The sequence below is a fragment of the Streptococcus sp. KHUD_011 genome (assembly GCF_046352925.1).
GTDB lineage: Bacteria > Bacillota > Bacilli > Lactobacillales > Streptococcaceae > Streptococcus.
Genome location: NZ_CP157578.1, coordinates 931,765 through 958,151, shown reverse-complemented (window position 1 = coordinate 958,151; position 26,387 = coordinate 931,765). Strand labels below are relative to the sequence as shown.

Here is a 26,387-nt window from a genome sequence, read left to right as displayed (position 1 = left end):
ACTAATTCACCTCGCTTGCCATGACAGTCAAGGTATCAGAGATCTCTTGGAACATCTGACGTTCTGTCTTCTCTCCACGGTAGATTTGATTGTAAAGAATGCCGTCCTTGATAAAGAGTACACGTCTAGCTCTGCTAGCTGCTGCTGTTGAGTGGGTTACCATGAGAATGGTTTGGCCGCGCTCATTGATTTCATCAAAGACATCAAGTAATGCTGCAGATGATTTGGAATCAAGAGCTCCTGTTGGCTCGTCCGCAAGAAGAATTTCAGGTTCTGTGATGATGGCACGGGCTACTGCTACACGCTGTTTCTGCCCACCTGAAATTTCGTAAGGGTACTTCTCTTGCAATTGGTTGATACCCAGATTCTCAGCTGTCACCACCAATTTCTTCATCATTTCCGTAATGGGTCTTCTTGACAAGACAAGGGGAAGCAAGATATTATCTTTTACAGAGAGAGTATCTAACAAATTAAAGTCTTGGAAGACAAAGCCCAATTTTTCACGACGGAAGCTAGAAGCCTGTGAATTTTTAATGGTTGCTGTATCTGTTCCGTTCAGGTAAACTTGTCCACGAGTTGGTTTATCCAGCATAGCTAGAATATTGAGAAGAGTTGATTTACCAGAACCAGACTCACCCATGATGGCAACGTAGTCACCCTTTTCCACGGTAAAATGAATATCCTTGAGGGCCTCTACTTGGTTGCCCTGAAAACGAGTTTTATAAATTTTTTGAACGTGTTTTACATCTAAAAGTGTCATGAGAATCTCCTTTCTTAATATCCCATCAAATGAAATGTTGCTTGCATCATAGCGCATCCCAGCTGAACGCGCTCGATATCTTTGTGGCTTGGTTTTCTTGTTTTCTTATATAAGTTTTGTTTCATGATGTTACTCCTTTATTCTTTATGAGTCTAGTTTACATCAAAAAAAGACCGCTTGCCATAACCTAACCTTACAAAAAGGACTTTAATCTTACATTTTTGTAAGATTGGGGGAAATGTAGACATTTTATTAAAAATATTTTACCATAAAAAGAAAGTAAGAAGAAAACCCTTGCGGATACAAGGGTTCAAAAATTTTAAAATAGATTAGTCGAATTCATAGACTAACAGTAAAATAACTGTTTCTACCTCACCAAAACCAGCCTTCATTGTCGTCAATTGCTTGTGCTTCTTTGCGTTTTCGTGGGCCTGTTCCGTACATTTCTGCTTCGATTTCTTCTTTGGTTGGCATGATAGAAGCTAGGATGATATAGATAATCACACCAAGTCCAAAGTTTGCGACTGTAAAAATGGCAAACAAGAAACGAACAAGGGTAACATCAAAGTTCCATTTGTCTGCTAGACCTGCCAGAACTCCTGAAATCATGCGATTTCGTCTCATTTTATAAAATTTACTGTTCATGGTATTACCTCTTTCTACTAGGTTAGACTTAGTATATCATGGGTAGGCTCGGCTTTCATCAGTCCTCAGGCTGATTTATCAGTAGCAATTTACCTCGACAAAGTCCACAGCGATAGCGTTTGGTATCAATCCTCCGCTTGCGCTGATAAGTTTGCTGGCAGAATTGGCAACGATAGAGCTTGATTGGCTTGGAGTTGCTATTGGGCAAGGTTGGCACAAAGCGTAACCCATCCACCGCTTTCAACAGTTCCTTAAAATCCCGATCTTTATGTTGATGGCCCTTCCCTTGAAAATAGAGGTGATAATGACATAGTTCATGTCGGACAATTTTCCTAAAAACGTCTAAACCAAGTTCCTGATAAACCTTGGGATTAAAATCCAAATGGCCATCTTTGGGAAAAAATCGCCCACCTGTCGAACGTAGACGAGAATTCCACTGGGCTTGATGGATAAAAGGTCTGCCGAAGTCTTCTAGTGAAACCTGCTTAACGTAATCAGTTAGATTCATTTGGAGCTAGGAGCGACAGATTGACTTTTTCACGTTCAACATCAATTTTCTTAACCCAAACCGTTACCAAATCCCCGACTGACACCACTTGGCTTGGGTGTTTGATAAATTTGCGACTCATGTGGGAAATATGGATCAAGCCGTCCTCGTGAATCCCGATATCAACGAAGGCTCCGAAGTCAACGACATTACGCACTACACCTTCTAGCTTCTGATCAACCACTAAATCTTTGATATCTAGGACATCTTGGCGAAGCACAGGTGCGTCAAAGGAATCACGGAAATCACGACCTGGTTTGAGAAGATCGGCAATGATATCTTTAAGGGTTTCTGGACCAAGGTCTAGCTCTTCCGCCATTTCCTTGACTGAAAACGACTTGAGTTTGCTTTGGGCTTCTTCATTCAGGTCCTTGATGTCTAAACGTTTGAAGAGTTCCTTTACGGCATCATAATTTTCTGGGTGAACTCCTGTATTATCAAGGATATTGCTACTTTCAGGGATACGGAGGAAACCAGCTGCCTGCTCAAAGGCCTTAGCCCCCAAACGAGGAACTTTCTTAATTTGAGCGCGTGAAGTGATTTTTCCTTCTTCCTCACGGTACTTGACGATATTTTCAGAGATAGTTTTATTGAGTCCAGCGACATGGGAAAGAAGAGCTGGGCTAGCTGTATTGACATTTACACCGACTTGGTTAACCACCGTATCCACGACAAAGTCCAGACTTTCAGACAGTTTCTTCTGGCTGACATCGTGCTGGTACTGACCAACGCCAATTGACTTAGGATCTATTTTAACCAATTCGGCAAGGGGATCTTGCAAGCGACGGGCAATAGAGATAGCAGAGCGTTTTTCAACGGTCAAGTCTGGAAACTCCTGACGAGCAAGTTCACTGGCAGAGTAGACTGAAGCACCACTTTCATTGACGATGACATAGCTGACTTCAGGGAAATCTTTCAGAACTTCCGCCACAAAGGCTTCACTTTCACGACTAGCCGTTCCATTTCCGATAGCAATGATCTCTACACCATATTGATCGATCAAGTCTGCCAACTCTTTCTTGGATTCTTCGATTTGACGAGCTGATGCTGGTTTGACAGGATAGATTACTTGAGTCGTCAGCATTTTCCCTGTTGCATCCACGACAGCTAGCTTGGCACCTGTACGAAAGGCAGGGTCAAATCCAAGAACCACGCGCCCTTTCAGTGGAGCAACCAAGAGGAGATTACGCAGGTTGTCCGAAAAGAGTTGAATAGCACCTTCTTCTGCCTTCTCAGTTAATTCTGTCCGAATACGGCGCTCGATAGCTGGCAAGACTTTTTTCTTAACAGATTGCTGAACCACTTCATCAATATAGGCGTTTTTCACCTTGAAACGAGCTGCAAAGAAGGCTAGAATGCGGTCCATTGCATGTTCAAAACCGACCTTCAAGACACCTAGCTTCTCCCCACGATTGAGGGCTAAGGTACGATAACCCTGCATATTTCCAACCGTCTCTGAAAAATCATAATAAATCTGAAAAACCTGCTTTTCATCAAGACTTTCATCCTTGACTTGAGAAGTGAGTTTAGAGTGTCTCAGCACCTCCTGATAAGTTAGAGCGCGTAAATTGACATCTTCCGATAAGGCTTCGACCAAGATATCAACTGCACCAGCCAAGGCCTCCTTACCAGTCGCAAATCCTTCACAGACAAACTTTTCAGCTTCTTTCTCTAAACCAGCTACATTCTGCAAAATCAAACGAGCAAGAGGGAAGAGTCCGGCTTCACGGGCAATAGTTGCCTTGGTCCGACGCTTTTCCTTGTATGGAAGATAGAGTTCTTCAACATCTGCTAATTTTTCGGCAGCTAAGATAGCTTCTTCCAACTCCTTGGTCAACTTGCCTTGTTCTTGAATCTTAGCCAAGACAGCTTCCTTGCGGTCATTGAGATTGGTCAGACTTTTATCCAAGTCGATAATGGCCTTAATCGTCACCTCATCCAGACTACCAGTCATGTCCTTGCGATAACGCGCGATAAAGGGAATAGTCGCCCCTTCGGCAGTCAAACTTAGAACAGTATCAATTTGCTTTAAAGTCACTCCCAAATCCTGGGAGATTTTTTCATATTTTTTATCCATGAATCTATTATACCACAAGCTAAACGTTTCAAATTAGCTCTTACAATTTTAAAACATATGTTGGGAAATAAATTTACTTCATTTCAATATTCTATTCATTGAGAAGGTTTCAATTTAATTCTAATAGTTTACAAAAGGATCAGTGATTAATTGCACTGTTTTTATTTTTTACAAAACGCTTTATAAAGCTATTTGTTGAAGTTAGCGAATTAATTTTCAGAGCAAATAAAAAACCGCAAGACAGAGTCTGCGGTGGGGATAATCTATTTTGAAATTTTAAATAAAAAAGGAGCATTTAAGCCCCTCCTTTGAAATAACGGACATTTGGCTGGTCGGTGTACCCAGCATCTCAGATACCTTCTTCAAGGTGCGGCAGGAACCTTTCTGCCCTCAAATGTCTTTCGTTAATGTTATTCTAGCACTATCTATTTTTTTGTCAAGCTTTCTCAATCTACCCAGACTTAATACGACTTTGTAACTTGAAATCTTGTAAGCGATACATGGTCAGAACATAAAAGAAATCTCCACTTTTATGTAACTTGATGGAAACAAGAACATTATCATCAAATCTTTTTACATATTCGAAACTGGCGTCTTTCTCTCGTGGATTGACCCCGACGAAATCTGGGTTCCTTAGTATGAGTTCCAGGTCTTCAATATGATGAATCACATCATTGTGATGGCGTTTTATCATATGGCTTCTCAAACCGTCTTTGTTGACCTTTATGTCGCTCGCTTCAAGAACAATATCAAAAATTTCTTTTACTTCATCGGTAACCTGACCGATATTTTTATGTTCCATCATTTCCTCCGTTATTCCAAAATTATTATATCACACTCATAGTGTATATTAGGATATATCACGCTCTATTATTCGTTAGTTACTCAATTTTAACTTTTCCCTTTTCCTCAAAATAATAGTATAATAGAGGTAGAATTTAGAATCGAGGTACACCTATGGCTGTAAAATTTACAAAACGAGACGACTTGGACAAAATGTTTGAAGAGTTTGCGAAACTCCCTGATTTGAAGCAAGTTACTTTCCCTGATGACAAAGAGAAAAAAGTCAAAGCAGAAAAGAAAAACTAGATGACTGCTTTCCAACAACTCCCATCCAGTGTACTTCAGACTGGGGCTATTTTTCTCTCTATTATCATTGAAGCTCTCCCCTTCGTTCTGATTGGAAGTATTGTTTCGGGGCTGATTGAGGTTTATATCACGCCTGACAAGGTTTATCATTTTCTCCCTCGAAATCGTTGGGGGAGAATCTTTTTTGGCACCTTCGTTGGTATACTTTTCCCCTCTTGTGAATGTGGAATCGTCCCCATTATCAATCGTTTTCTGGAAAAGAAGGTTCCCAGTTACACGGCCGTTCCCTTTCTTGTGACAGCACCTGTTATCAATCCTATTGTTCTCTTTGCGACCTATTCTGCCTTTGGTAACTCCTTCCATGTCGCCCTGTTACGAGCTTTGGGTTCCATTGTAGTAGCTGTGATACTAGGGATTTTTCTTGGATTTTTCTGGCAAGAACCGATTCAAAAAGAAAATCGTATGGCCTGCCATGAGCACGATTTTTCTCACTTAAGTCCTGCAAAGAAAGTTTTTCAAGTCTTTGTGCAAGCAATTGATGAATTTTTTGATACGGGGCGTTATTTGGTATTTGGCTGTCTCTTTGCCTCTGTTATACAGGTCTATGTTCCGACACGGATTCTGACCTCTATCAGTGCGACCCCTCTTTTTGCCATCCTACTCTTGATGCTTTTGGCCTTTCTTCTCTCTCTCTGTAGTGAGGCGGATGCCTTTATCGGAGCTTCTCTTCTATCGAGTTTCGGCTTGGCTCCTGTTCTGGCTTTTCTCGTTATTGGCCCAATGCTGGATATCAAAAATATTCTCATGATGAAAAATTACTTGAAGGCACGATTTATCAGTCACTTTATAACAATTGTGACTCTTGTCGTCTTAGTCTATTCTCTCTTGATTGGAGTCATCCTATGATTCGATTTTTAGTTTTAGCTGGCTATTTTGAATTGACCATTTATCTCCATCTGTCAGGTAAATTAAACCAGTACATCAACATGCACTATTCCTATCTGGCCTATATTTCCATGGTGCTTTCTTTTATCTTGGCAATTGTTCAATTGTATATCTGGATGAAGCAAGTCAAAACCCACAGTCATCTGAACAGCCGATTGGCGAAGGTTACTAGTGTTGCTCTTCTGGCTATTCCACTTGTCGTCGGTTTAACTTTTCCAACTGTTAGCTTGGATTCTCAGACCGTTTCTGCCAAAGGCTATCACTTCCCCTTATCAGAAGGCACGGATCAAGCCATTCAGACAAGTGAAGGAACGACAAGCCAATATTTGAAACCAGATACCAGTTCTTATTTTTCAAAATCAGCTTATGAAAAGGAAATGCGAACTGCGGCGGATAAATACTTGTCGCAAGATAGTATTCAGATCACTAATGAAAACTATATGGAAGTCATGGAGGCTATCTACGACTATCCAGATGAGTTTGAGGGTAAGACAGTCCAGTTCACAGGCTTTGTCTATAATGACCCCAGTCATGCTCATAGTCAATTTTTGTTCCGCTTTGGCATTATTCACTGTATCGCAGATTCAGGTGTCTATGGATTGCTGACCAAGGGAAATACCCGTCAGTATGAGAATAACACTTGGATAACAGCCAAAGGAAAACTGGTCAATCACTACCATAAAGAACTCAAACAAAACCTCCCAACATTGGAAATCGACAGCTTTACCAAAGTCGATAAACCAGAAAATCCCTACGTGTATCGAGTGTTTTAAAAGAATAAAAAGACAAAACGAACAAGTTCTCTTCTGAATGACAGAAAAAGAGCCTGTTCGTTTTTTGTTGAATCTGAGTAGATTTTTATTCTATATTAATTTTCACCATTCAATCACTATCTCACTGAGAATAATAGAACCACTCATTAATTAGACTAGCGATTTCTTTAGGTGCTTCAGTATAAAGCTCATGGCTAACGTTTTCTAGAAAAATAGTATCAAAATAATCTGGCAATTCTTTTAAGGCTTCCTCTCTCCATGTAGCTTCATTTAAATAGCAAGGACTGATAAACAAAGTATCGCCCACTTCTCTCTTAAACGCTTGTATCTTCCTACGTAGGCGGAGTATCGCTTTTATATTTTCATAATTTATAGCTAACTCATATCTATTATAGTCAGAATTCCAGCGATAGGACTGTTTTACAGCTTTCTCCATATTTTCTGACCAATGCTTTGCTTCAGATTTTTCTTTAGAAATAAGAACATCTAAGTCCGAAATAATTTGAGATTTGATATAGTTTTTAGTTTCCTCTAATTCCACATCTAAAGTTAAAATCTTATCTAAATCTAGATAGCCACCATCCAAAAGAATTAGTTTCTCCACTTCTTCAAATTCCGATGCGAGATAACGAACCAAATCACCCCCGAGAGAATGACCTATCAGACAGATAGATTCTTCCTCTATAATCTCATTCTTAAACCATGATTTCAATTCTGTTTCATCTCGAAGATTCTTTTCATATGGATTTAGAAAATAAACCTGCGAATCTAGTTCTTGGAGAAAATCCTTGTTATGATAGATATTGCTTCCCAAACCGCCAATAAAATATTTTTTCATTCTCTACTTAATGCTATGCTTATTCATCTTTTGTTCAAAGATAGTCGTGATAATCTGACGCAATTCTTCGCGTTCTTTTTCTGGAATCTCACCACTTGTTTGAGCTGCAGCGTAGAGCTCAGGGTGTTCAATTGAAATGCGTTTAATCGTACGTGTCTTAGCATGTTTTCTGACGAAAAATGGGATTCTCTTAATCAAGTCTTGTGGTACTAGCGCAAGAATCTTCTCAGCAGTTTCCTTATCACTAATCTTAGACGTCGTAAGCCCCTTCTTAATCATTTCCTGTTCTTTTTCTGTAAAATCTTTTAATTCCATTCGATTGGTCCTCCTATTTACTTTAAGTTAGATTATATATCATTTGTAGCAAGACGACAAATAGTCTGTTTGTAAAATGCTCTCTATACTACAATTTTCCTGTCACTTTTAATTGCTCTTTAATGAAAAATCACAAATCCTTTTGGAGAGATGACAAGCTGATTCTCTATTTCTTGGCAATTGCTTGCTAGTGCTACTGCTTCTTTTTGTAAATGATAATCTTCCTTTGATTGGTTGAAAATCGCTTTGAGGATTTGCCCTTCATATTTCCACTGCAAAGCTACTACATCAGCTTTGATTTCTTGGAGACTATACTTGCCATGCTGAATGGTTGCTGACGCGTATTTCCGTATCTGGATTAGCTTCTTCACGAAGTTTAACATATCATTGTCACTTGATACGCGTTCCCAAGGCATACAACGACGACAATCTGGGTCTGGACCTCCAGTCAAGGATAGCTCGGTTCCATAATAGATGCAGGGTGTTCCCTTTTGTAAAAAGAGAAAGGCTAAGGCTGATTTGACCAGTTGAACATCCTCATTGGCTGTCCACAAGATTCTCTCTGTATCATGCGAATCCAAGAGATTAAACATAACCTCTGAAATCTGCTGTTTGTAATACATAGACTGTCCATTGATTTCATCGATAAACTGGTCCGTCTTCTTAACACCTCGTAAAAAATAGTCTCTGATGCTATCAGATAAAGGATAATTCATAACCGCATGGAATTCATCTCCATTTAGCCAAGGCTGAGACGTATGCCAGACTTCTCCTAGGATATAAAGATCAGGCTTTTTAGCTAAAACTGCCTTACGAAAATCCTTCCAGAACTGATGGTCAATCTCATTAGCCACATCCAAACGCCAAGCATCAATATCAAACTCTTCAATCCAATAAGTCGCAACCTTTAAAAGATAGTCCTTTACCTCTGGATTGGCTGTATTTAGCTTAGGCATATAGTCCTCGAAACCAAAAGCATGATAGGGTAAGTCTCTCTTATTAGCAAGTTTTTCAGTCGTCACTGGGAATTGTTGAATATGGAACCAATCTTTATAAGCAGATTGCTCACCATTTTTGACAACATCTTGCCATTGAGGAGATTGCGAACCAATATGATTAAATACAGCGTCCAGCATGATTTTCATACCTCGCTGATGCGCTTGCTCGACCAGATCCCGAAAAGTCTCCTTGTCCCCAAAATGACGGTCAATTTCAAAGTAATCCGTCGTATTGTACTTATGATTGCTCGTAGATTCAAAAATCGGACAAAGATAAAGTCCAGTAATGCCCAAGTCTTGCAAGTAATCCAGATGATCAATAATCCCTTGTAAATCACCGCCAAAGAAATCATCACTATTAGGTGTGATAGATGAATCCCAGTCTAAAGTCTTTTCTGGGTTTAATAGAGCATTTCCATTAGCAAATCTCTCAGGAAATATCTGATACCATACCGTATCTGAAACCCCGTCAGGAACCTTGCAGGCATCAATTTCATGTATATAAGGCAACTTAAATCCATTTCCAATAGCATGAAGATTTTCTAGAGAATTGTCCACACACCCTTTATCGCCATACAAAATACTTTGACCTTCTGTATCCTTGAGTTCAAAGAGATACTGGATACGTGCAAAGTCAACGGACACTTCAACCTGCCAATAATCAAAGATGGCATCAGAAGTTATCTTGGCCATTTTCTTTGTATCTTGATAAAACTCCTCCATAAAAATAAAAGGATCACCATAATGCAAGTTGATGTTTTCAATATCATCTTTCTTGGTCCGGATACGAATGTGCACTGTCTTATTTTTATAAAGATAAGCATACTCCGACTCTGTTCTGTGGTAAATGGCTGTTAATTCCATCAATTTGTCTCCTGATTTACTTGGTTACATTTACAACGCAAACGTTTTCATAATTGTGATTCTAGTATACTACTTTCGTATTTTATTTTCAAGGCTTGTCCGTAGATTCTAGTGGTTTGGTTCTATAAATAAAAAAGCAGCCTGTCTTACAACTTGCTACTTTTCAAATGATGATTTACAAATGTCTTTCCATCCACTCAATTTTTTTAAAATCCTTATTGTTATTGTGCTCATTTCGATAGGAATCTTGGGAAGAAGCTTTGTAAATACTTAAATACTGTTCTAAACTTGGAACGCGAAAAGTGATGTTTTCGAGATGAATCAGCTCTATATCGGATTCCGAAACTCCTGCAAAATCAGGTAAAGAATCGATACTTCCGAACTCAACACTCAGGCCATCTTTTTGGAATTCATGCTCATGAATATCTATTAAGGCGTAGCCTAAGTGTTTCATCACTTTCATTATCTTGTCCCACTCATAAATTCTGAGATGATCAGGTGCTTCCCAACCTCTAGGGTCACCAGGCACATGAATGTCAATGTCAGACGGCTCCCAATCTTCATTTGAACGGTATTCAAAACCCAAAGATCCCATGAGCGTGGGTGTGATTCCGACTTGGTTTAAATGTGAACAAATTGTTCGAAATTCATCAAATAGAGAATTCATTCCTCCTCCAATCGTTGATATGAAACTCGATTTCGCAGTGAAAAATAAACTAATTTTTAATTTCTACTCTTTCGGTTTTGAAAATACTTCTACTCGCTGAGCTAGGACTTTGATTTCTACAGGTAGATTATCCGATTTATCGCCGTCAACATCTGACTCCAATTCACTATCTGAAGAGATCTTAATATTACGCGCTCTGATATACTCAATATTATCATTTGCAACAACATCCCCTTTTAATAAATCAGGAATAACGGATAATTTGGAGAATAGAGACGCATCTTTCAGAATCAAAATATTGGCATAGCCGTCTTTGTTTTCTTCAAAGATTTTCTTATCAGCGAAGTAATTTGTCAAGAGAACCAACACATGGCTAGCTTCACCAACATAATTTCCATTTTCTGTCTCCACCTTAATGTTAAAGACCTGATCCGTCATGACAGACTTCATGGTATTTACAGCATAGGCTAAAATACCGAATTTTGTCTTATCCTCGATTTCAACATTGTGAATCGCTTCAGGTAGAGAACCGATACTAAAAATATAACCAAAATAATTGTCATTCGCTTTTCCGATATCAATCTTATTGGTTAAATCAAAATCCAGTTCATCAATTGCGCCATCGATGTCTTGATTGATTTCCAACAGTTTTGTAATGAGGTTACCCGTCCCACCAGGGATAATCCCTAACTTAGGAATGTAGTCTCTCTCAGCAATACCGGAAATGACTTCATTTACAGTGCCATCTCCACCAAACACAACCACTGCATCGTACTGCTCACTAGAAGCTTCTTCAGCAAAATGTGTTGCATCAAGCGCTTTTTCAGTAATTTTGGTTTCTACGTGCTCAAAATATTCTTTTGCTTTATTTTCCAGCTTTTCTTTGTAATCCAAAGCCTTCTCGCCACCAGAGGTAGGGTTGATAATTAACATTGCCTTTTTCATTAATTTTCTCCTTAATATTCGTTAGAAATCTTTATATTTCATTATATGAAACTAAATGTACCCCTATTATACAATGAAAATACAGAAAAGAGAAATATGACGTACTGGAGATTAATACGCTTTTATTCTATTTTCCCATCTAATGACTACATCCTTTAAGGGGCCATCTAAGTAAGAAAAGGCTTTATCCTTTATCCAATCAGGAATACCATAAGCTGCCTCGGCTATACTTCCAGTGATTGCAGCGAGAGTATCACTGTCGCCACCAAGTGAGATGGCATTTCTTATCGCATCTTCAAAGTCCCTACTTTCAAGAAAGGCAATAATGGCTTGAGGGACAGTTTCCTGACATGTTTCGTTAAAACAATAGTTAGGGCGGATTTCATCTAAAGTTTGAGATAGATTGTAGCCGTATTCCTTCTCTATATAATCCTTAATCCGTCTTTTACACTCCATAGGATTGTCCTTAATTGGTTGCTCGTATTCTCTACAATAACCACCAAAGTAAAAACGACACAGAAAGATAGCGTCAGCTGTAGCCATAGCACCTTTGATACCTTCTGGATGATTATGAGTTACCTCTGCAGAAAGGTTTGCAAGTCCTCTAGATGATGGCCACATTCCGGTTCTAGCATAAAAACTATAGTCCATGAACCAAGCGCATGGAGAAACACGCATAGCCGAACCATTTCCAAAGCTATTATAAGGCTCTCGGTTATCGCTGTTTAGCCATGCATTAAATCGAGCACCATAATCAGCATCAGGATACATTCTACCATATTTCTTCATCGCGTCAATGAAGTCGTCTTTTTGTCCCCCATTCATAATCGCCTCTGCAACAGCACAGGTCATAACCGTGTCATCTGTAAAAAAGAAATCCTTCCGAAATAAAGGAAAATCCTTCGTTTTGATATTGTTCCATTCATAAACAGAACCGACAATGTCACCAACAATTGCTCCAAGCATAAGAACCCTCCTTGTGAACTATTGGTTTAGAATGATTTCTCTATTTCCCATACTCGTTTACTTTATCAGCATATTCGGTCAAAAGATTCTTTGAATAAATTTTTTCATTACTTGAATTTCTAATTTCTTTCCAAAGAATAGAAGCTACTTTTAACTTGTTTGAGTAATTGCGACTATTTTCGTCTGCACAGAAATCCTTTAAAAATTGATTCCATTGACAAACCGAATGATCATACTTAGCATAATCTGAATTTCCATAATAGACTTTTAGCATATCTTGGATTGTAAAACTCAAATCATTTTCTCTTTTTACTTTTCTCCAAGCTGTAGCCATATCAGCAGTAAATTTAAATGGCGAAACACCTGTTAAAGTTGAGAAATATTCTCTAAAGTGAGTGTTAAAAGAGAATCCACATTCAAACAAGGGTGTATCTAAGCTAATAACTTCTACTTGTTTCTTTTTCCTTTTTATTGATGACTTTTTAATCAAATTTCCATTAAAGTACTGCTCAATAATGTGATTGAGTTCTTGTTTAGTACCTCTATATTCTAATCCTAATGACTTACATAGTTGTGAAAGTTTATCACGATACCAATAGTATTTATTAAACTCATCGAATGATACGATTTTATCAAACTCAGGTCTGCTTTCTATCAATATAACACCTCCTTAAAACCAATTTAGGTTGTCATAACGAAATAATGGAGTTTTAGTTTCATTGTTTTGACGTTTAACTTCGTTTCACTAACAAACTCACACAATCAGCTTCGGACTTACCGTATCATCAGTGAAAAAACAATCTTCACTAAATAAAGGAAAGTCCTTCGTTTTGATATTGTTCCATTCGTAAACTGAACCTACAATATCTACAATAATTGCTCCTAGCATCCGTTTCCTCCTTATGGCATTTCAGATTCGTTACACATTTCTAATGAATCACTCTTTAAAAATGGCACCACCAAATCAATCCACTCATAAGGCAGGTAAGCTGATAAATAACCGTGGTTATAACCCTTTGCTTCATACCAAATTGTATTTGAATGTAGCTGATGAAATAATTTCGCTGATTTTTTCACACAGTTCAATTCTTTTTCACCATAGATATACAGAACTTGAGCTTTGCTAGCAGAAATCATATCTTTCAGCTTGTAATACCCCATATAGGTTTTGTAAATGGTCACCAATGTTTTAACAGGTGTCCTTGGCAGATCCTCCAAATAATAAGCTTTTATTTCCTCTGGATAAGCCAGTTTAGGATAGAGTTTGTTCATCATGCTTAACTGAAGTTTGCAAGAGAATTTATTGAACATCAGTTTACCGAATAGAGACACTAGAAAGCTGCTGATTTTAGCTAACCTTGGTTGAGGAATACAGAGACTTCCGTCTATAATGGCCTTCTCAGCAATTTCACTATCTAAAGACAAAAGCTCCATGGCAATTTGACCACCAAGTGAAACACCACCGATTGCAAACAATTTCCCACCACAGTTTGCTTTGATATAGTCTAGAATCTCCAAAGCCGAATCTTCAGTAGAAACATAATCAAGTTGATATTCTTCACCATGACCATTCAAAGTAGGTAAAATAACACGGTATTTTTCTGACAAGATACGTGCTTGACGAAGATAATTCCACCAAGAACTGCCACCACCATGTATTAGTAAAATAGGAGGCAAATTCTTCTTACCAAATTCATGGAATTTCATGTTTAAACTCCTTACTGTAGGACTTTCACTAGCTACATCCTTGTTTAATCAGCTTGAACAAGCAGTGATAGCACCCGAACATGTGGTGCTAGTTAACTTATATATTATAGAACGAAAGTATATACTGTCTTGTACCAAATGCCTATTTCAAATAAATGTGTAAAATGATTTATTACTACAATAGTTAATCATTTACTCCAATAACACTACACTCTGTAAAACTAAAAACACAAAGTCACCAGTAGTACCTTTTCTCACTTAGATATTGTTCTTTTTGTTCTCTAGAAATTTCATGATTTCTAATTCCTAGTAATTCGTCTGTTGAAGAAACTATTGGGTCGATCCAGTCTGCTTTGGATCTAATCCAATCAATTTCGTCTTTACTAAGCTTCCCTGCCATCTCCAATTTATCAGCCATCAATCTTAAATCATTTGCTGTTTGAAAATCTTCTAGCATATTAAGAAGAGACATTGTCTGCTTCTTCTCTTCTTCGATTCTATTTTGTAATTTTCTTTTTCGCTCCTGTTCCTCTTTGTATAGTCTTTCTCTCTCTTCTCGTTCAAGTCGTAAGTTCTTAACTTTATAATACTCTTGGTAAATTAAAACAATTATTTCTGGGAGTGATTGTTCAATCGAGAATTCATTAGTATCTTTAATGTATTTACCATCTATTATCTTAAATCGAAATTTTCCATTTGGTATATAGTCATACTTCCTTATTCTTGGTTTATAAGCATATCCATTAAACTTTACGCTATCATTGTACTTCGCTAATTCTTTAGCTTCTTCTTTCGTTAATTCATGACTTACTTTGTCTGTTGATTCTATAACATCAAAACGAACAATATCCTTATCAATTTGAATATCCAATTTTGAAGTTACATTATCACCGATTCTTTCAATTACAGTAAACAGTATATCTAAAAAGCGATATAAACGAGGAAGTGAATTTAGTGAAATATTTTTTACAAATTTAGGTTCTTTTAAATCATTATATCTGTGTCTAGGATCAAAGTAAGGATAAGAAGCAGCTTTTTCCCTCTTATTCCACTCTACAATTTTATCTCTTAGATCAGCTACAGATTTATGTAACCTCTTATTTGGAGACTGGTTTAGATTTGAAACTGTTTCAATAATACGCTCTATTTTATCGTCCTCTAAAAATGATAATGAACTTCTTATACTAGTTGTATCAAGTTTAAAAATATCTTTATTTTTATCTTCCGAACTCACCTCTTTATGTTTAGCAGGTTTTATTCTATTATTCTTTAGACTTCTTCTATCAATATTAACTTCATTTACGACATTTTGTGGTAATGGCACAATAAGTTCACTTAAATCTTGTCCAGTATTCTTACGATACCAATAACTACCATTTGGAATTGGGATTTCAAATTCTTTGCATTTCTTGAGTAAGTCTGAATAGCTTAAATCATATTTCAATGAAACTTGTTTTGCACTTATTTCCCAGATTTCTTCATAGAGTTCTTCTCTAGAAAAGGTCTTTATCATCTTCATTTGAAACACCTTTACCCTTATATTTTACATCACCGTTTTTATATTTACCAAGCGAAAACGCAAATTCAAAAACCTCTAATTCTTCACTTCTGCATTTTCGCTTAATATAAAAAGTAAATCTTGTTTTAAACCGTTAAATTCCTCTATAATTTTATCTAAACTAGTTTCAATATTTTCAACACGGATCTCAGATAGCTTACCGTGATTGTATGAAATCATTCTTTCAGCAATAATATGATATGACCAACTCTCAGTGAAACGTCTGTCTCTTTCTTCGTTATGAATAGCAAAACCAATTGGGAGAAAATTATTTCTAAGACCTATAGCAACTGCCTGTGAACTTATACCTAAATAATCACCAGCAATTTTTAATGTGATTTTATTTAATTTTCTAATATCTTCGTCGGTATATTTCGGCATGTTAGTACTCCTTTTTTTATAATTCAAGTTGATGATTTAATAATCATGTCGATTGTTTTCATACTTTCTACTTTCTAAACAATTTTCAAATATATAGCGTTTTCATTATTTTCTTAACCTATTATATCATTATTCCAAACAAAAAACTGCAACTTACTCGTTGCAGTTACACAGATTTATTTCTGTTCCTTTTAGAAACTTATATTTTCATTTTCAGGCATAGTAAAGACATCATTTTTTTCAAAATAAGGTTTTACCATTTCTTTCCATCTAGCTTTATGAAAATTGATTGAGTTTAAAGGAGATAGTCCATAATTTCCCAATGCATAACCATCATTCACTTCAACTACAAGTGTTCTGCCATCACGAGTGACACCGATATCTAGTCCATAAGCTATTGGAGCATCTTTCCAACATGATATGGCTTCATCAATTACACTAGGATCAAATTGTGCATGATAATCACCTGTATAGGGGCGAACATCTAATACGCTACCATCTAACACAAAACAACGCCATTCTGCTATGAATTCTACAACCTCACTAATCCATATAGGATAGTCGAAAGGTAGACCAATACCTATCAAATCACGGGTTCCATTAACAACTCTTCCTGTAAAGACTTTTGATCCAGCTTTAGGTTTAATAAATTTTCCCCAATTATCAGGTATATTTACAATCTCTCCTAAAACACCTGCATAAATCTTTCGACCATAAAACTCTTTAAGCTCAATAGGATAGTCGTAAACCGGAACGTTTAACCCCATCATTTTTAGTAATGCTCTGGTCTCCGTTATATAATCTATAACTGCATCATCGCTTGTTAACTGTTTTATTTCAGAAAAAGATTGATATAAAACAACTTCTTCTCCTTGTAAGTAGGCACCTACTTGAGCATTGTATTTATTAATTGAAACCTCATTTGGTAATTTACTTTGTCTAATATAAACAACCATTTTATCACTCCTATATCACTAGTGTTGCACCTATTTGTAAAAAAAATAATAGCATTTTCGCTGTTATTTTTTTGAGTAAATAGCTCCCATAATATCATCGAAATAATCAACGGTATTTAGGAGTAATTCAATAACTTGGGACTTTGTTAGTCGCATTCCTCTTCTATCTCTAGCATCTTCTACTAAATTTTCAAGTTTCTCTAAATTTTTATCATCCAAGCTAATCATTATTCTATTTTTATCTGTTGCCATTTTCTTCACCTCAAGTCAATTCTATCACAGGTGTAACACTTATGTCAACTGATTTTTATAATACATTAGTTTAAAAGTGGGGAGGTTTTTTAACACAGTAACTTTAAATCTTTGGTATTAAAAAATTTCCACAGTATTTATAGAAATAAAATCTATCTCAAATAAGTTATCAGGTCTAGTATAAATTATGAGCGGCTACTCTAATACGTCCCCTCTAAACAAGAAAACGGCTTACACTCAAGGGTTCTCTTAACCCCCTTTGTTACAAGGATTTGACGATTTTACTAGCAAATCTACATGCTGATAAGGAACTTTGGTTGACTATTGAATTTCTCCAACCTCTTCTTTAACATATCCCTCTACATCTTCAATCTCTAAAAATATTGGGTCTAAGTAACACAAGAAATGCCAATCTTCTGCACCTTTTTTTCTGTAGAGAATCGCTTCACCGTCTTCACTTCTGAAAAAGCTTCTGTCTACTTCATATCCACTGCATTCTAGAAAGTCTTTTGCCTGCCGATAGTTCGCTTCTCTTGCTTCCACATAGGTTTTAACTTCATCGTTGTTAACAACATAGGCATCGATTTTGGAATAGCCTTCAATTACTTTTTCGTTTGGTTCGGATAGATTCGAGATTTCTTTCCAAATAATGTCAACATTTTCCTCAGGATCAAACATAAATTTAGACAAAGGTACAATGTTTCCGTTATAGATAATTTCCAGATAGTCTGGTAGATTTGTAGGATTAAAAAACTCTACTTCAAATCCATCTTCTGTTTCTAAAGTATATCCAGGGATTTGAGCTACAAAAGTTTTCCCCTCTTTTATTGAATCAAACGCGACTATATCTTTAGAATAATCATTTTGGTACAATTCCAATATAACCATCGATAATCTTTCTATTTTCATCATTAGGCTAATGTAAATAAGCACGTCACCTGATCAGTTCAGGCTTTCTGTATCATCTCATCATATTCCCTCCTCATTCTCCGAGTCCTATCCCATGGGCGGAGCATCTGCTTCTACTTCGCTGATGCTTCAGCTCGTACAAGCAGTGATACCGCCTCAACGTGATGCGTTTGTGGGACTCAAAAGGTTTGGGTGAACCTTTTGAGGATTAGCTACGTTTCACTAACAAGCTTACACACTCGACATGTGCTGAGAGCTTTCTTCTATACTAATAGACGAAAGGGTGTGAAAATGATTTTTAAATGATACTGTGGAACGGAACAGTAGCCCTAGTATTGACTACTGTCGTTTCTATTCATATTGGCTATTCTAGGACTGAGATGAAAAAATCTATAAATGCTCAGAATAAAATTGAACCCGCAAATCTCCCCAAAACAATGGTGAGTCATGTACTTGTATTATTCCGAAAAAATACACCTCTGGTGCAGTGAGACAAATTGGTGTATCTTATAGTGGCTTCGTAGATGAAAGCTATACTCTACTATCACTCTTTGATGATGTAGAACAAATTGAAAAAGATAATAGACTTCAGACAGCTATTGATGTTGTCAGAGAACAGTTTGGTTTTTTAGCCATACAAAAAGGAACCGTCCTAACTGAAGGTTCCAGAAATATTGAACGCAGTAAACTTATCGGTGGTCATTCCGCGGGTGGATTGGAGGGATTAAAATGAAACAAGAAAAAAATACAGTACAATTTTCAGAAATCCGTAGCAAAGGATGTAATGATATTGAAATGCTTGAAAGATTTTTACATGGAATCGTTGAAACAGCAACTTCAAAACTTCGTCAGAGAAAACTCAAAACAACTGAAATATCGATACGACTAGTACATGCTAAATCTGAAAACCGATTACCATTGGAATTTACATTTAGCATTAAGCCAACAAGCTCATCTGTGATAATCTATACTGAGGTAATCAATCGCTTTAAAGAATGTTACACAGGTGGGGGAATTCAAGGTTTTACGATTCAATTTGATAAAAATACCCTTGCCTCTGCATAGAAAGGATTTGATATGATTGACCGTTCATATTTACCATTTCAATCAGCAAGAGAGTACCAGGATACAAAGATGCAAAAATGGATGGGCTTTTTCCTATCTGAACATGCATCAGCACTCTCTGATGATACAAACAAAGTAACGTACATGTCTGACTTATCACTAGAGAAGAAATTATTACTCCTCAGTCAAGTATACGCCGGGCAGCTACGCACACGCATTCAAGTGATTGAAAAAAACAAGCGTGTTTCCTACACTGGAACAATACCAAGTCTGACCAAAGATTTCATTTTGATAAAAACTACAACAGGTCACATCAATTTGAAATTAAAAGACATTATTAGTATTGAACTTGTCGAGGAGGTGCTCTATGAATCAGCTTGAGTTTCAGCGTAATCACCTACAAATGGACTATTATAGCGAGAGCTACCAAGATTTTGAACGTGACTTCTACCGCTACTCTAACATGAATATTCCATTGACCTTCCTAACTGATGATATCCTAAAAACAATGGCGACTTCACGTAAGAATTACTTTGTCCTCAATAAGGAAAAGTCCAGAGATAACCGCGATCACTTCTTCATATTTGAAGTAAGTACCGTAGATGAGAATCCGCTAATCTATCATTATACATATAAGAAAACTACAATATATTTAGCAGAAAAATAGGAGCAGTTCAATTGACTGTTCCTATTTTTAATATTCATAAAATCTAAAGTCTTTATACTCTTTAACAATGGAGTCGCCAACCAGAACAGACTATACTGACCAGCGACTACCTTAAATTTAATGTTTCAGATTTATTTTCTTATCTCTAATTTCATAAACTACATCTGCTACATTTTCGAGTAATCGTTTATCGTGGGTGATAAACACGATAGTTCCGGTGTACTCCTTCATTAGTATTTCCAAAGCCTCTAAACTTGGTATGTCAAGGAAGTTACTGGCTTCATCCATTATTAGGATGTTATATCTACCCATGAGCATTTTAGCAAGCAACAATTTTATAATTTCTCCACCGCTTAAAACAGATAAACTTTTTCCAATATCGTTCTGTTTGAACCCCATAGATGCTAGCACTGAACGAATTTCTGATATATTGTAGTCACAATCCTTCTGCATAAACTCCATAACATTCTGATTACTGTTGTACTTGTAACCATTCTGTGCAAAGTAACCTATTTTTGCCTTAGGCGAAATAGAAATTCCTTCTTCATGGTTTAAGATCATTTGGATTAAAGTTGTTTTTCCGATTCCATTACCACCAGTTAACGCCACTTTTGCTCCTAACGGAATTTGAAAAGATGCATTTTCAAACAGAGCCTTATCCCCAAATACTTTATTAATTTCTGCACCGACTATAGGGTATGGATTATGGAGCTCCAATGCTTTACTTTGCCTGAAACGAATTCTGCGAATGCCTTCCGGAGCTTCTACTTTTCCTAAGGCCGCAATCCTGTGCTCTAGGGTTTTAGCAGCATTATACATCTTTTTTTCCTTACTTCCTATTGATTTTTGATGAGCTAAACGCCCTCCGTCTTCAGTACTTTTTTTCTTTGAAGAACCTTTTGCCTTCTGTTCTATTTTACGAGCCTGTTTTCGCTTTTCCTCCGCAGCCCTTTCCAATCGGGCACGTTCCGCAATAAATTGTTCGTATTCTGCAGCTTGGCTCTTACGTTCTTCCTCTTTCTGACGAAGATAATCAGAATAGTTTCCCCAATACTCAGTGATTTTGCCATCTTTCAGTTCCCATATTTTATCTACTATTTCATCAAGAAAATAGCGGTCATGGCTAATAACTAACAGTGCACCTGTAAAATATTTTAGCTGTCCTATTAGAAAATCAATTCCTTCACGGTCTAAATGGCTCGTAGGTTCATCCGCTAAAATACCATGAACCTGTGCCGATAAGGCCTGTGCTATTTTAAGCCTTGTTTCTTCACCACCGCTCATAGTCTGTATATTTAATTGCTCAACACCTAGCTTGCCTACAAGTGCAAAATCTTTTTCCTCCTGCAGAGTTACTTCGTCCAACTGGGGAATATAGGCAAGTTCACCCAGACGATTCATTTTACATCCTGGGGGAGTTAATTCTCCTAAAAGTACCCTGAGTAAAGTGCTTTTTCCAGCACCATTTGCTCCTACTAAACCAATACGGTCATAATCATATACTTCTAATTCATTTATATCTAAAACATCGCGTCCTTTGAATTCCACACGAATGTCTTTTGCTTTTAATATTAATTCCATAACATTTCCTCCTGTCTATAATCGCATGCTTTCATTTGCTTGTATGCAGGGAAAACCCTGCGATTTTAGCAGGAAGAGTTACATGAAAATAAGATACATAAATATTCCTCCAATATTGTTTATTTTAAATCTAATTTTCTAACCTCAGTTATCATTTGGCAAACTATAGCAATGCCAATAATTAAAATACCTGATAGTAAAAACCAATGATTTACACCGATTTTATCAGCAAAGAATCCAGAAAGAATTAACCCAATTGGCATAGCAAGTGACATGATACTTCCGATCAAAGAAAATACACGTCCTAAATATTCAGGCTTAATTTTCTCCTGAAAAAGAGCTGTTTGCACACCGCTATAAAATGGCACCGAAAGCCCCATTATTGCACAGCAAACTACGAATATTACAAATCCATTTGGAGGAAGTATTCCCGAAACGGCTAAACTGGTCCCCATTATAAAAAATGAACTTGTTATTAGTAATACATGCTTTTCGAAGCCCCCTAATCTTCCTAATAATAAGCCTCCTGCTAGCATCCCAAATGCAAAGGAAATTTCCGTAATAGAAATATGCACAGGCGTTCCATTAAAGTGTTCCATGCTTATTAAAGGAAATAGTGCATTGATTGGCATATAAACAAAAGTATATAGTGTTCCTAAGAGTAATAAGGCAAACAATCCTTTGTTTTGTCTCAGAACCACAACTCCTTCTTTCATCTCCCTTATGAAATTTGGTTCTAAACTTTGCACTTGATTACCCAGCTTAGGTATACGTACAATTGCTACCGTAATAGATGCAATCACAGCACCCAATACGTCGATGGCAATAATAGCATTTAAATCCCAAACGGAGTATAAGAGTGCTGCAACTGCCGGACTAACAATATAGCTTATAGACTGCAAAGACTGACTATAGCCTGCGCATTTCGTTAGCTGTTCTTCTGGTACTAAAAGTGGTGTAACCGCATTGAGTGCTGGGGTATGAAAAGCTGTTCCAATGCTACGGATAAACAATACTATCATAATCATCCAGACAGGTAGCTCCATACAGAATGCAACAATAGCAAGCACTGCACCAGCTGCTGCGATAATTAAATCGGCACCAATCATTATCTTCTTCCTATCATGACGATCCACTAGCACACCAATGGCAGGTCCCAAAATCGCATAGGGTAAAAAACCTACTAATGAAGCCATAGACAAGACCATCGCAGATCCTGTTTTTTCTGTAAGGTAAAAAATAATCGCCATTTGCAGGATGGCACTAGTGATTAATGATACTGCTTGCCCTGCCCATATTGCATAAAATTTTCGTTTCCAATTGTTGTATTTTTCCATTTATATTATCTCCTGCATATTATTTTGCTTGAATTTCTATTTTGAATAGCATTCTAGGCAATAAAAAATGCAGGCCAAACCCCACAATGTGGCTTTTGGTCTGCATACATACAATTTGGAAACATTCATATTAAAGACATAGTTAAATAAAGGTATAGTTAAATAACCAATATCCTCACCGTAACTAATGAATGCTCAATATCGTATAAATAAGCACAACAAAAAAGCCTATCATCGGGTATAGATTCTGCTTTTTTTATTGCCAGCTTATCTTAAACGCATTGAGGCTGTCATAGTTTCGGTTCCTCCTACATCTTTGTTTATATCAATTTATAGTATAACACAACAAGATGATATGTTCAATATAAAAGTTATGGAATGAGACTCATACTTCCAATTCGATGCCAGATTTAAAGGATATGACGAAGTTTTCTTCATAGACTGTAACGCTCTGGATTATCTTCCTTAGTAGCAAGCGATTAGCTTTCACAAAATCTTCTGTTTGTAGTTTTAAAAATTCATCAGGATTTTCTAACTCAACCTCAAAATATTTCATTTTACATTCCCTCATTTCATTTATTGATAAATTGAGTTTGCAAAAAAGAGTGGACAATTTTTGTCTACTCTTAACCTTTAAAATAGTTTTTTTTTATCGATTTGAAGTTGCCTAAATTATTACTTATTCGGTAAAATGAAGTATTGCTTTCAACAGATTTCCTTCAACTACACTTCACTTGATTCAAACAAGGTGGGTACATTTCTATTCCCACAAACTCCTTGTCAATGGAAACAAACACGTACCCACAGGGTAAATGGAAATAGAAACTGATAATTTCTAGCTATCACTTCTACTCATTCCAAAAATTTTCTCACTCTGATACTTACCCACCATAAAGCAAAAAGCCTTGCAATCAAGGCTTTCATTATCCCTTTCGTTCAAAGGTTTCTAAGCTTTTACGAGCAGAGCGACACACTCAGCGGTTCGCTATCTCCGTTCTGTCTGCGTGCTAGCACTTGTCAATCACGGACAGCTATCGCATGGGCGGAAGTAAATGCTAATCTTCGTCGTTTTACTCCTTGACTAGCAAACTTACCGCCTCAACATGGTGCGTTTGTGGAAAAAGATCCACCGGCTGGACTTTCTTCAAATCGTATCCCAATTCTTGGTAGAGTTTGATATCACGCGCCATGGTTGCGACATTGCAGGAGATATAGGCAATACGGTCTGCTCCTGTTTGGGCGCTTGCTTTGATAAAGCTTTCGGTTAATCCCTTGCGTGGAGGATCAACCAAGATAACGGTTGGTTGAATTCCTTCCTTAAGCCAATTCTTCATGGCATTTTCAGCTGTGTCACAGACATAGTGGGCGTTTAAAATATTGTTCAGTTGGGCATTCTTCTTGCTATTCTCAACCGCTTCTGGAATCACTTCAACACCATAGACTTCTTTGACGTGTTTCGCAACAGAGAGGCCAATCGTCCCGATACCAGAGTAGGCATCAATAACCACATCATCTGATTTTAATGCTGCAAACTCAATGGCTGTTTGATAGAGCTTCTCCGCCATTTCAGTATTGACTTGGTAAAAAGCGGGTCCAGCGATTTGGTAGTCATTTCCCAACATCTGGTCAGTGATAAAGTCTTGTCCATAAAGCGTACGCCATTCCTTACCAAAAATAGCATTAGTGTTCTGGTCATTGATACTTTGCATAACAGAGACAATCTCTGGGAACTGCTTAATCAGTTGTTCAATCAATTGGTCAACACGAAAAACTTTTGGACGAGTTGTTACCAAAATTACCATTATTTGTCCAGAATAGTGTCCACGACGCACCACAAGATTACGAATCAAGCCAGCTTGTTCCTTTTCATCATAAGGTTTCAGGTCATAACGACGGAGCAAGTCACGTAGTCCTACTACTACCTCATCAATCACAGGATCCTGGATAAAGAAATCTTCTAGAGGCATGAGGTCATGGGAATTCTTACGGAAAAATCCTGTTTCCAAGACACCATTCACTCGACGAACTGGCACCTGCGCCTTGTTACGATACTTAACTGGATGTTCCATACCTAGCGTTTCAGTAACTTCTACATCTGCAATTCCAGCAATCTTGTAGAGACTGTCCTTGACTTGCTTGGTTTTAAATTTGAGCTGTTCTGGATAGGCAAGATGACCTAAATCCGCGATTCCTGAACGCAGGTAAGCCAAATCTAGATCTTGATTACGGTGTGGTGATTGGACAAGGTATTCTTCAACCTTCCCAAAGCCAATCTTTTTATTGACTTTGAGGACACGCATGAGTATTTTTTCGCTTGGTAAAGCATTCTCAACAAAAAATACCAAACCATCCACCTTGGCAACTCCTGCTCCTTCATGGGTCAAGTCAACAATTTCAACTTCTACAATATCATTTTTCTTTAACATTCTCTTCTCTTTCTATTGGCCGACAAAAAAGACGGCAACGTTACGGTTACCATCTATTATACCATGAAATTTCTTAAGAACCAAAACTCTTGAAGAAGTTGACAATGGCCTGCCAAAGGGAGCTTAAGAAGTTCCCACCGTCCTCTAGTGCCTTATCCGCATCAAAGTTAAGGTTGATATTTTTAAAACTGTCTCCAGCTTGTGATACGATGCTTTGTTTCAGGTCATTCAGGGTTTTAGTGAAGTCTGCATTGCTGAGGATATCACTCTTTGAGAGATTTAAAGCAAAATTGATGATGATATTGATCTGGTTTCCTGTTATAACCTGATCGAGTTTGTAATTTTTCAAGGTATCTTCAACGATTTTGCGGACATCTTCTTCTGTCAGATTTCCCTTGCTTTCTTTAGCTTTGGCTAGTCCTGACTTGATATCAGCTAGGGCAACATTTAATTTATTAGCATCATAGCCTGACTTGTCCTTGTTTTCAGCATTGATATCTGACAAAGCCTTCAACTCTTCTTGAGCCAAGTCTTTATTGGCTTGCGGCACCTTAGCTCCATTAGCTTCTAGCGAATAATAGATCCCTGCTAAAGCACTCTCACCTGTAACTGGAATAGGAGCTGCTACAGTGATTTTGGCGTGTTCAACACCTAAAGTTACTGCTGCATTGCGGTACATATCCTGAGTCACCTTCGTGATGTTTTCTGGTGTTTCAATCTTGACCTCAAGTGGTGATTTGTCACCTAGTTTTTGAATCTTGGCTGATGAATACAACTGTAAACTAGAGTCATTAGCCACATTCATAATCTTAGAATAGACATCAGGTGTCATGGTCTTGAGTTCTTTGGTGTCTGTTGAGGCATTGTAGCCTAGTTTTTTAAGGGTTTGATTTTTTTGGTCTTCAGACAATGAAGAACCTAGGACATATTCGGGTTGGACGTAGGTTTCATCGATAACTTTTTGAACATCTGTTGCTGCATGGACGCTATTCATAGCTGTTACTGCCCACAAAACCGCAGCACTGGTCAGAAAGAGTTTCTTTCTCATAGGGAATTCCCTCCTTTACCTTTCTAGAGTAATATATCTATCTTAAAGAAAACTTATAACAAAAACACCTG

At 37.3% G+C, this 26,387-nt stretch carries 31 protein-coding genes; 7 read left to right on the top strand and 24 right to left on the bottom strand.

Translation table 11 applies throughout. The features are described from left to right. Position 1 precedes the first annotated feature (1 nt). From ABKJ27_RS04435 to ABKJ27_RS04415, 5 genes are all read right to left on the bottom strand, one after another. The gene (locus tag ABKJ27_RS04435; RefSeq protein WP_410012126.1) at positions 2 to 760 is read right to left on the bottom strand and encodes an ABC transporter ATP-binding protein; all 759 of its coding nucleotides are present in this window, start codon (positions 758 to 760) and stop codon (positions 2 to 4) included. A 372-nt stretch (positions 761 to 1,132) separates the two neighbouring features. Further along, on the bottom strand, positions 1,133 to 1,405 hold the full coding sequence (locus tag ABKJ27_RS04430; RefSeq protein ID WP_084949699.1) for a PspC domain-containing protein: 273 nt from the start codon (positions 1,403 to 1,405) through the stop codon (positions 1,133 to 1,135). Between the two features lie 58 nt (positions 1,406 to 1,463). Then, a complete protein-coding gene (locus ABKJ27_RS04425; RefSeq protein ID WP_410012125.1) occupies positions 1,464 to 1,913 on the bottom strand; it encodes a SprT family protein in 450 nt (149 codons plus the stop codon). Next, positions 1,900 to 4,029: a Tex family protein gene (locus ABKJ27_RS04420; RefSeq protein ID WP_410012124.1), complete on the bottom strand. Its 2,130-nt coding sequence runs from the start codon at positions 4,027 to 4,029 to the stop codon at positions 1,900 to 1,902. The genes ABKJ27_RS04425 and ABKJ27_RS04420 overlap by 14 nt, the downstream gene beginning before the upstream one ends. A 451-nt stretch (positions 4,030 to 4,480) precedes the next feature. Next, entirely contained in the window at positions 4,481 to 4,831 is a 351-nt protein-coding gene (locus ABKJ27_RS04415; protein ID WP_410012123.1) for a PBECR2 nuclease fold domain-containing protein, read from the bottom strand. A 155-nt stretch (positions 4,832 to 4,986) separates the two neighbouring features. Between ABKJ27_RS04415 and ABKJ27_RS04410 the strand changes: the two genes are divergently transcribed. From ABKJ27_RS04410 to ABKJ27_RS04400, 3 genes are read left to right on the top strand one after another with little or no spacing between them, the layout of a single operon-like run. Beyond that, complete coding sequence (locus ABKJ27_RS04410; protein WP_000268689.1) at positions 4,987 to 5,118, top strand: SPJ_0845 family protein; 132 nt, start codon at positions 4,987 to 4,989, stop codon at positions 5,116 to 5,118. Further along, on the top strand, positions 5,119 to 6,024 hold the full coding sequence (locus tag ABKJ27_RS04405) for a permease (protein WP_410012122.1): 906 nt from the start codon (positions 5,119 to 5,121) through the stop codon (positions 6,022 to 6,024). It begins immediately after the preceding gene. After that, positions 6,021 to 6,836, top strand: coding sequence for a TIGR03943 family putative permease subunit (locus tag ABKJ27_RS04400; protein WP_410012121.1), 816 nt, complete (start codon positions 6,021 to 6,023; stop codon positions 6,834 to 6,836). The genes ABKJ27_RS04405 and ABKJ27_RS04400 overlap by 4 nt, the downstream gene beginning before the upstream one ends. Before the next feature lie 121 nt (positions 6,837 to 6,957). On the opposite strand, the gene ABKJ27_RS04395 is transcribed toward ABKJ27_RS04400, so the two are convergent. The 14 genes from ABKJ27_RS04395 to ABKJ27_RS04330 form a co-directional block, all read right to left on the bottom strand. Beyond that, on the bottom strand, positions 6,958 to 7,674 hold the full coding sequence (locus ABKJ27_RS04395) for an alpha/beta hydrolase (RefSeq protein WP_410012120.1): 717 nt from the start codon (positions 7,672 to 7,674) through the stop codon (positions 6,958 to 6,960). A gap of 3 nt (positions 7,675 to 7,677) precedes the next feature. Then, on the bottom strand, positions 7,678 to 7,989 hold the full coding sequence (locus ABKJ27_RS04390) for a hypothetical protein (protein WP_410012119.1): 312 nt from the start codon (positions 7,987 to 7,989) through the stop codon (positions 7,678 to 7,680). 119 nt (positions 7,990 to 8,108) lie between these two features. After that, positions 8,109 to 9,851: a glycoside hydrolase family 13 protein gene (locus ABKJ27_RS04385; RefSeq protein ID WP_410012118.1), complete on the bottom strand. Its 1,743-nt coding sequence runs from the start codon at positions 9,849 to 9,851 to the stop codon at positions 8,109 to 8,111. A 175-nt stretch (positions 9,852 to 10,026) separates the two neighbouring features. Next, complete coding sequence (locus ABKJ27_RS04380; protein WP_410012117.1) at positions 10,027 to 10,518, bottom strand: phosphoribosylanthranilate isomerase; 492 nt, start codon at positions 10,516 to 10,518, stop codon at positions 10,027 to 10,029. 63 nt (positions 10,519 to 10,581) lie between these two features. After that, positions 10,582 to 11,463 carry a diacylglycerol/lipid kinase family protein gene (locus tag ABKJ27_RS04375; protein WP_410012116.1) on the bottom strand — a complete coding sequence of 294 codons (882 nt, stop codon included), beginning with the start codon at positions 11,461 to 11,463 and terminating at the stop codon, positions 10,582 to 10,584. Between the two features lie 111 nt (positions 11,464 to 11,574). After that, positions 11,575 to 12,429, bottom strand: coding sequence for an ADP-ribosylglycohydrolase family protein (locus ABKJ27_RS04370; RefSeq protein WP_410012115.1), 855 nt, complete (start codon positions 12,427 to 12,429; stop codon positions 11,575 to 11,577). Positions 12,430 to 12,469: 40 nt separating this feature from the next. After that, positions 12,470 to 13,087, bottom strand: coding sequence for an SAP domain-containing protein (locus ABKJ27_RS04365; RefSeq protein WP_410012114.1), 618 nt, complete (start codon positions 13,085 to 13,087; stop codon positions 12,470 to 12,472). A 96-nt stretch (positions 13,088 to 13,183) separates the two neighbouring features. Then, the gene (locus tag ABKJ27_RS04360; protein ID WP_080976061.1) at positions 13,184 to 13,318 is read right to left on the bottom strand and encodes an ADP-ribosylglycohydrolase; all 135 of its coding nucleotides are present in this window, start codon (positions 13,316 to 13,318) and stop codon (positions 13,184 to 13,186) included. Between the two features lie 11 nt (positions 13,319 to 13,329). Then, entirely contained in the window at positions 13,330 to 14,136 is an 807-nt protein-coding gene (locus tag ABKJ27_RS04355) for an alpha/beta fold hydrolase (RefSeq protein ID WP_049487164.1), read from the bottom strand. 235 nt (positions 14,137 to 14,371) lie between these two features. After that, positions 14,372 to 15,655, bottom strand: coding sequence for a hypothetical protein (locus ABKJ27_RS04350; protein ID WP_049487163.1), 1,284 nt, complete (start codon positions 15,653 to 15,655; stop codon positions 14,372 to 14,374). 75 nt (positions 15,656 to 15,730) lie between these two features. Further along, positions 15,731 to 16,075: a hypothetical protein gene (locus ABKJ27_RS04345; protein ID WP_049487162.1), complete on the bottom strand. Its 345-nt coding sequence runs from the start codon at positions 16,073 to 16,075 to the stop codon at positions 15,731 to 15,733. Between the two features lie 191 nt (positions 16,076 to 16,266). Further along, complete coding sequence (locus ABKJ27_RS04340) at positions 16,267 to 17,031, bottom strand: ATP-grasp domain-containing protein (RefSeq protein WP_049487161.1); 765 nt, start codon at positions 17,029 to 17,031, stop codon at positions 16,267 to 16,269. 63 nt (positions 17,032 to 17,094) lie between these two features. Continuing rightward, a complete protein-coding gene (locus ABKJ27_RS04335; protein WP_000179769.1) occupies positions 17,095 to 17,283 on the bottom strand; it encodes a hypothetical protein in 189 nt (62 codons plus the stop codon). A gap of 321 nt (positions 17,284 to 17,604) precedes the next feature. Further along, entirely contained in the window at positions 17,605 to 18,171 is a 567-nt protein-coding gene (locus ABKJ27_RS04330; protein WP_049552018.1) for a hypothetical protein, read from the bottom strand. A gap of 508 nt (positions 18,172 to 18,679) precedes the next feature. Here ABKJ27_RS04330 and ABKJ27_RS04325 point away from each other — a divergent pair. From ABKJ27_RS04325 to ABKJ27_RS04310, 4 genes are read left to right on the top strand one after another with little or no spacing between them, the layout of a single operon-like run. Beyond that, positions 18,680 to 18,925, top strand: a complete 246-nt coding sequence (locus ABKJ27_RS04325; protein WP_001813542.1) for a hypothetical protein — start codon at positions 18,680 to 18,682, stop codon at positions 18,923 to 18,925. Beyond that, on the top strand, positions 18,922 to 19,257 hold the full coding sequence (locus tag ABKJ27_RS04320) for a hypothetical protein (protein WP_000806926.1): 336 nt from the start codon (positions 18,922 to 18,924) through the stop codon (positions 19,255 to 19,257). The genes ABKJ27_RS04325 and ABKJ27_RS04320 overlap by 4 nt, the downstream gene beginning before the upstream one ends. A 12-nt stretch (positions 19,258 to 19,269) precedes the next feature. Continuing rightward, positions 19,270 to 19,638 (top strand): hypothetical protein, encoded by a 369-nt coding sequence (locus ABKJ27_RS04315; protein WP_000567222.1) that lies wholly within the window; start codon positions 19,270 to 19,272, stop codon positions 19,636 to 19,638. Next, positions 19,625 to 19,924, top strand: coding sequence for a DUF5960 family protein (locus tag ABKJ27_RS04310; RefSeq protein ID WP_001072467.1), 300 nt, complete (start codon positions 19,625 to 19,627; stop codon positions 19,922 to 19,924). The genes ABKJ27_RS04315 and ABKJ27_RS04310 overlap by 14 nt, the downstream gene beginning before the upstream one ends. Positions 19,925 to 20,041: 117 nt before the next feature. Here ABKJ27_RS04310 and msr(D) read toward each other — a convergent pair whose 3' ends face one another. The 5 genes from msr(D) to ABKJ27_RS04285 all read right to left on the bottom strand — a co-directional run bounded on the left by msr(D) (position 20,042) and on the right by ABKJ27_RS04285 (position 26,316). Next, positions 20,042 to 21,505, bottom strand: coding sequence for an ABC-F type ribosomal protection protein Msr(D) (gene msr(D) / locus ABKJ27_RS04305; protein ID WP_410012113.1), 1,464 nt, complete (start codon positions 21,503 to 21,505; stop codon positions 20,042 to 20,044). 119 nt (positions 21,506 to 21,624) lie between these two features. Continuing rightward, positions 21,625 to 22,842 (bottom strand): macrolide efflux MFS transporter Mef(A), encoded by a 1,218-nt coding sequence (gene mef(A) / locus ABKJ27_RS04300; protein WP_000417519.1) that lies wholly within the window; start codon positions 22,840 to 22,842, stop codon positions 21,625 to 21,627. A gap of 385 nt (positions 22,843 to 23,227) precedes the next feature. Then, positions 23,228 to 23,398 carry a hypothetical protein gene (locus ABKJ27_RS04295; RefSeq protein WP_000873143.1) on the bottom strand — a complete coding sequence of 57 codons (171 nt, stop codon included), beginning with the start codon at positions 23,396 to 23,398 and terminating at the stop codon, positions 23,228 to 23,230. A gap of 514 nt (positions 23,399 to 23,912) precedes the next feature. After that, positions 23,913 to 25,268 (bottom strand): 23S rRNA (uracil(1939)-C(5))-methyltransferase RlmD, encoded by a 1,356-nt coding sequence (rlmD, locus tag ABKJ27_RS04290; protein WP_410012112.1) that lies wholly within the window; start codon positions 25,266 to 25,268, stop codon positions 23,913 to 23,915. 73 nt (positions 25,269 to 25,341) lie between these two features. Next, positions 25,342 to 26,316 carry a DUF1002 domain-containing protein gene (locus ABKJ27_RS04285; RefSeq protein WP_001227769.1) on the bottom strand — a complete coding sequence of 325 codons (975 nt, stop codon included), beginning with the start codon at positions 26,314 to 26,316 and terminating at the stop codon, positions 25,342 to 25,344. Positions 26,317 to 26,387: the final 71 nt, after the last annotated feature.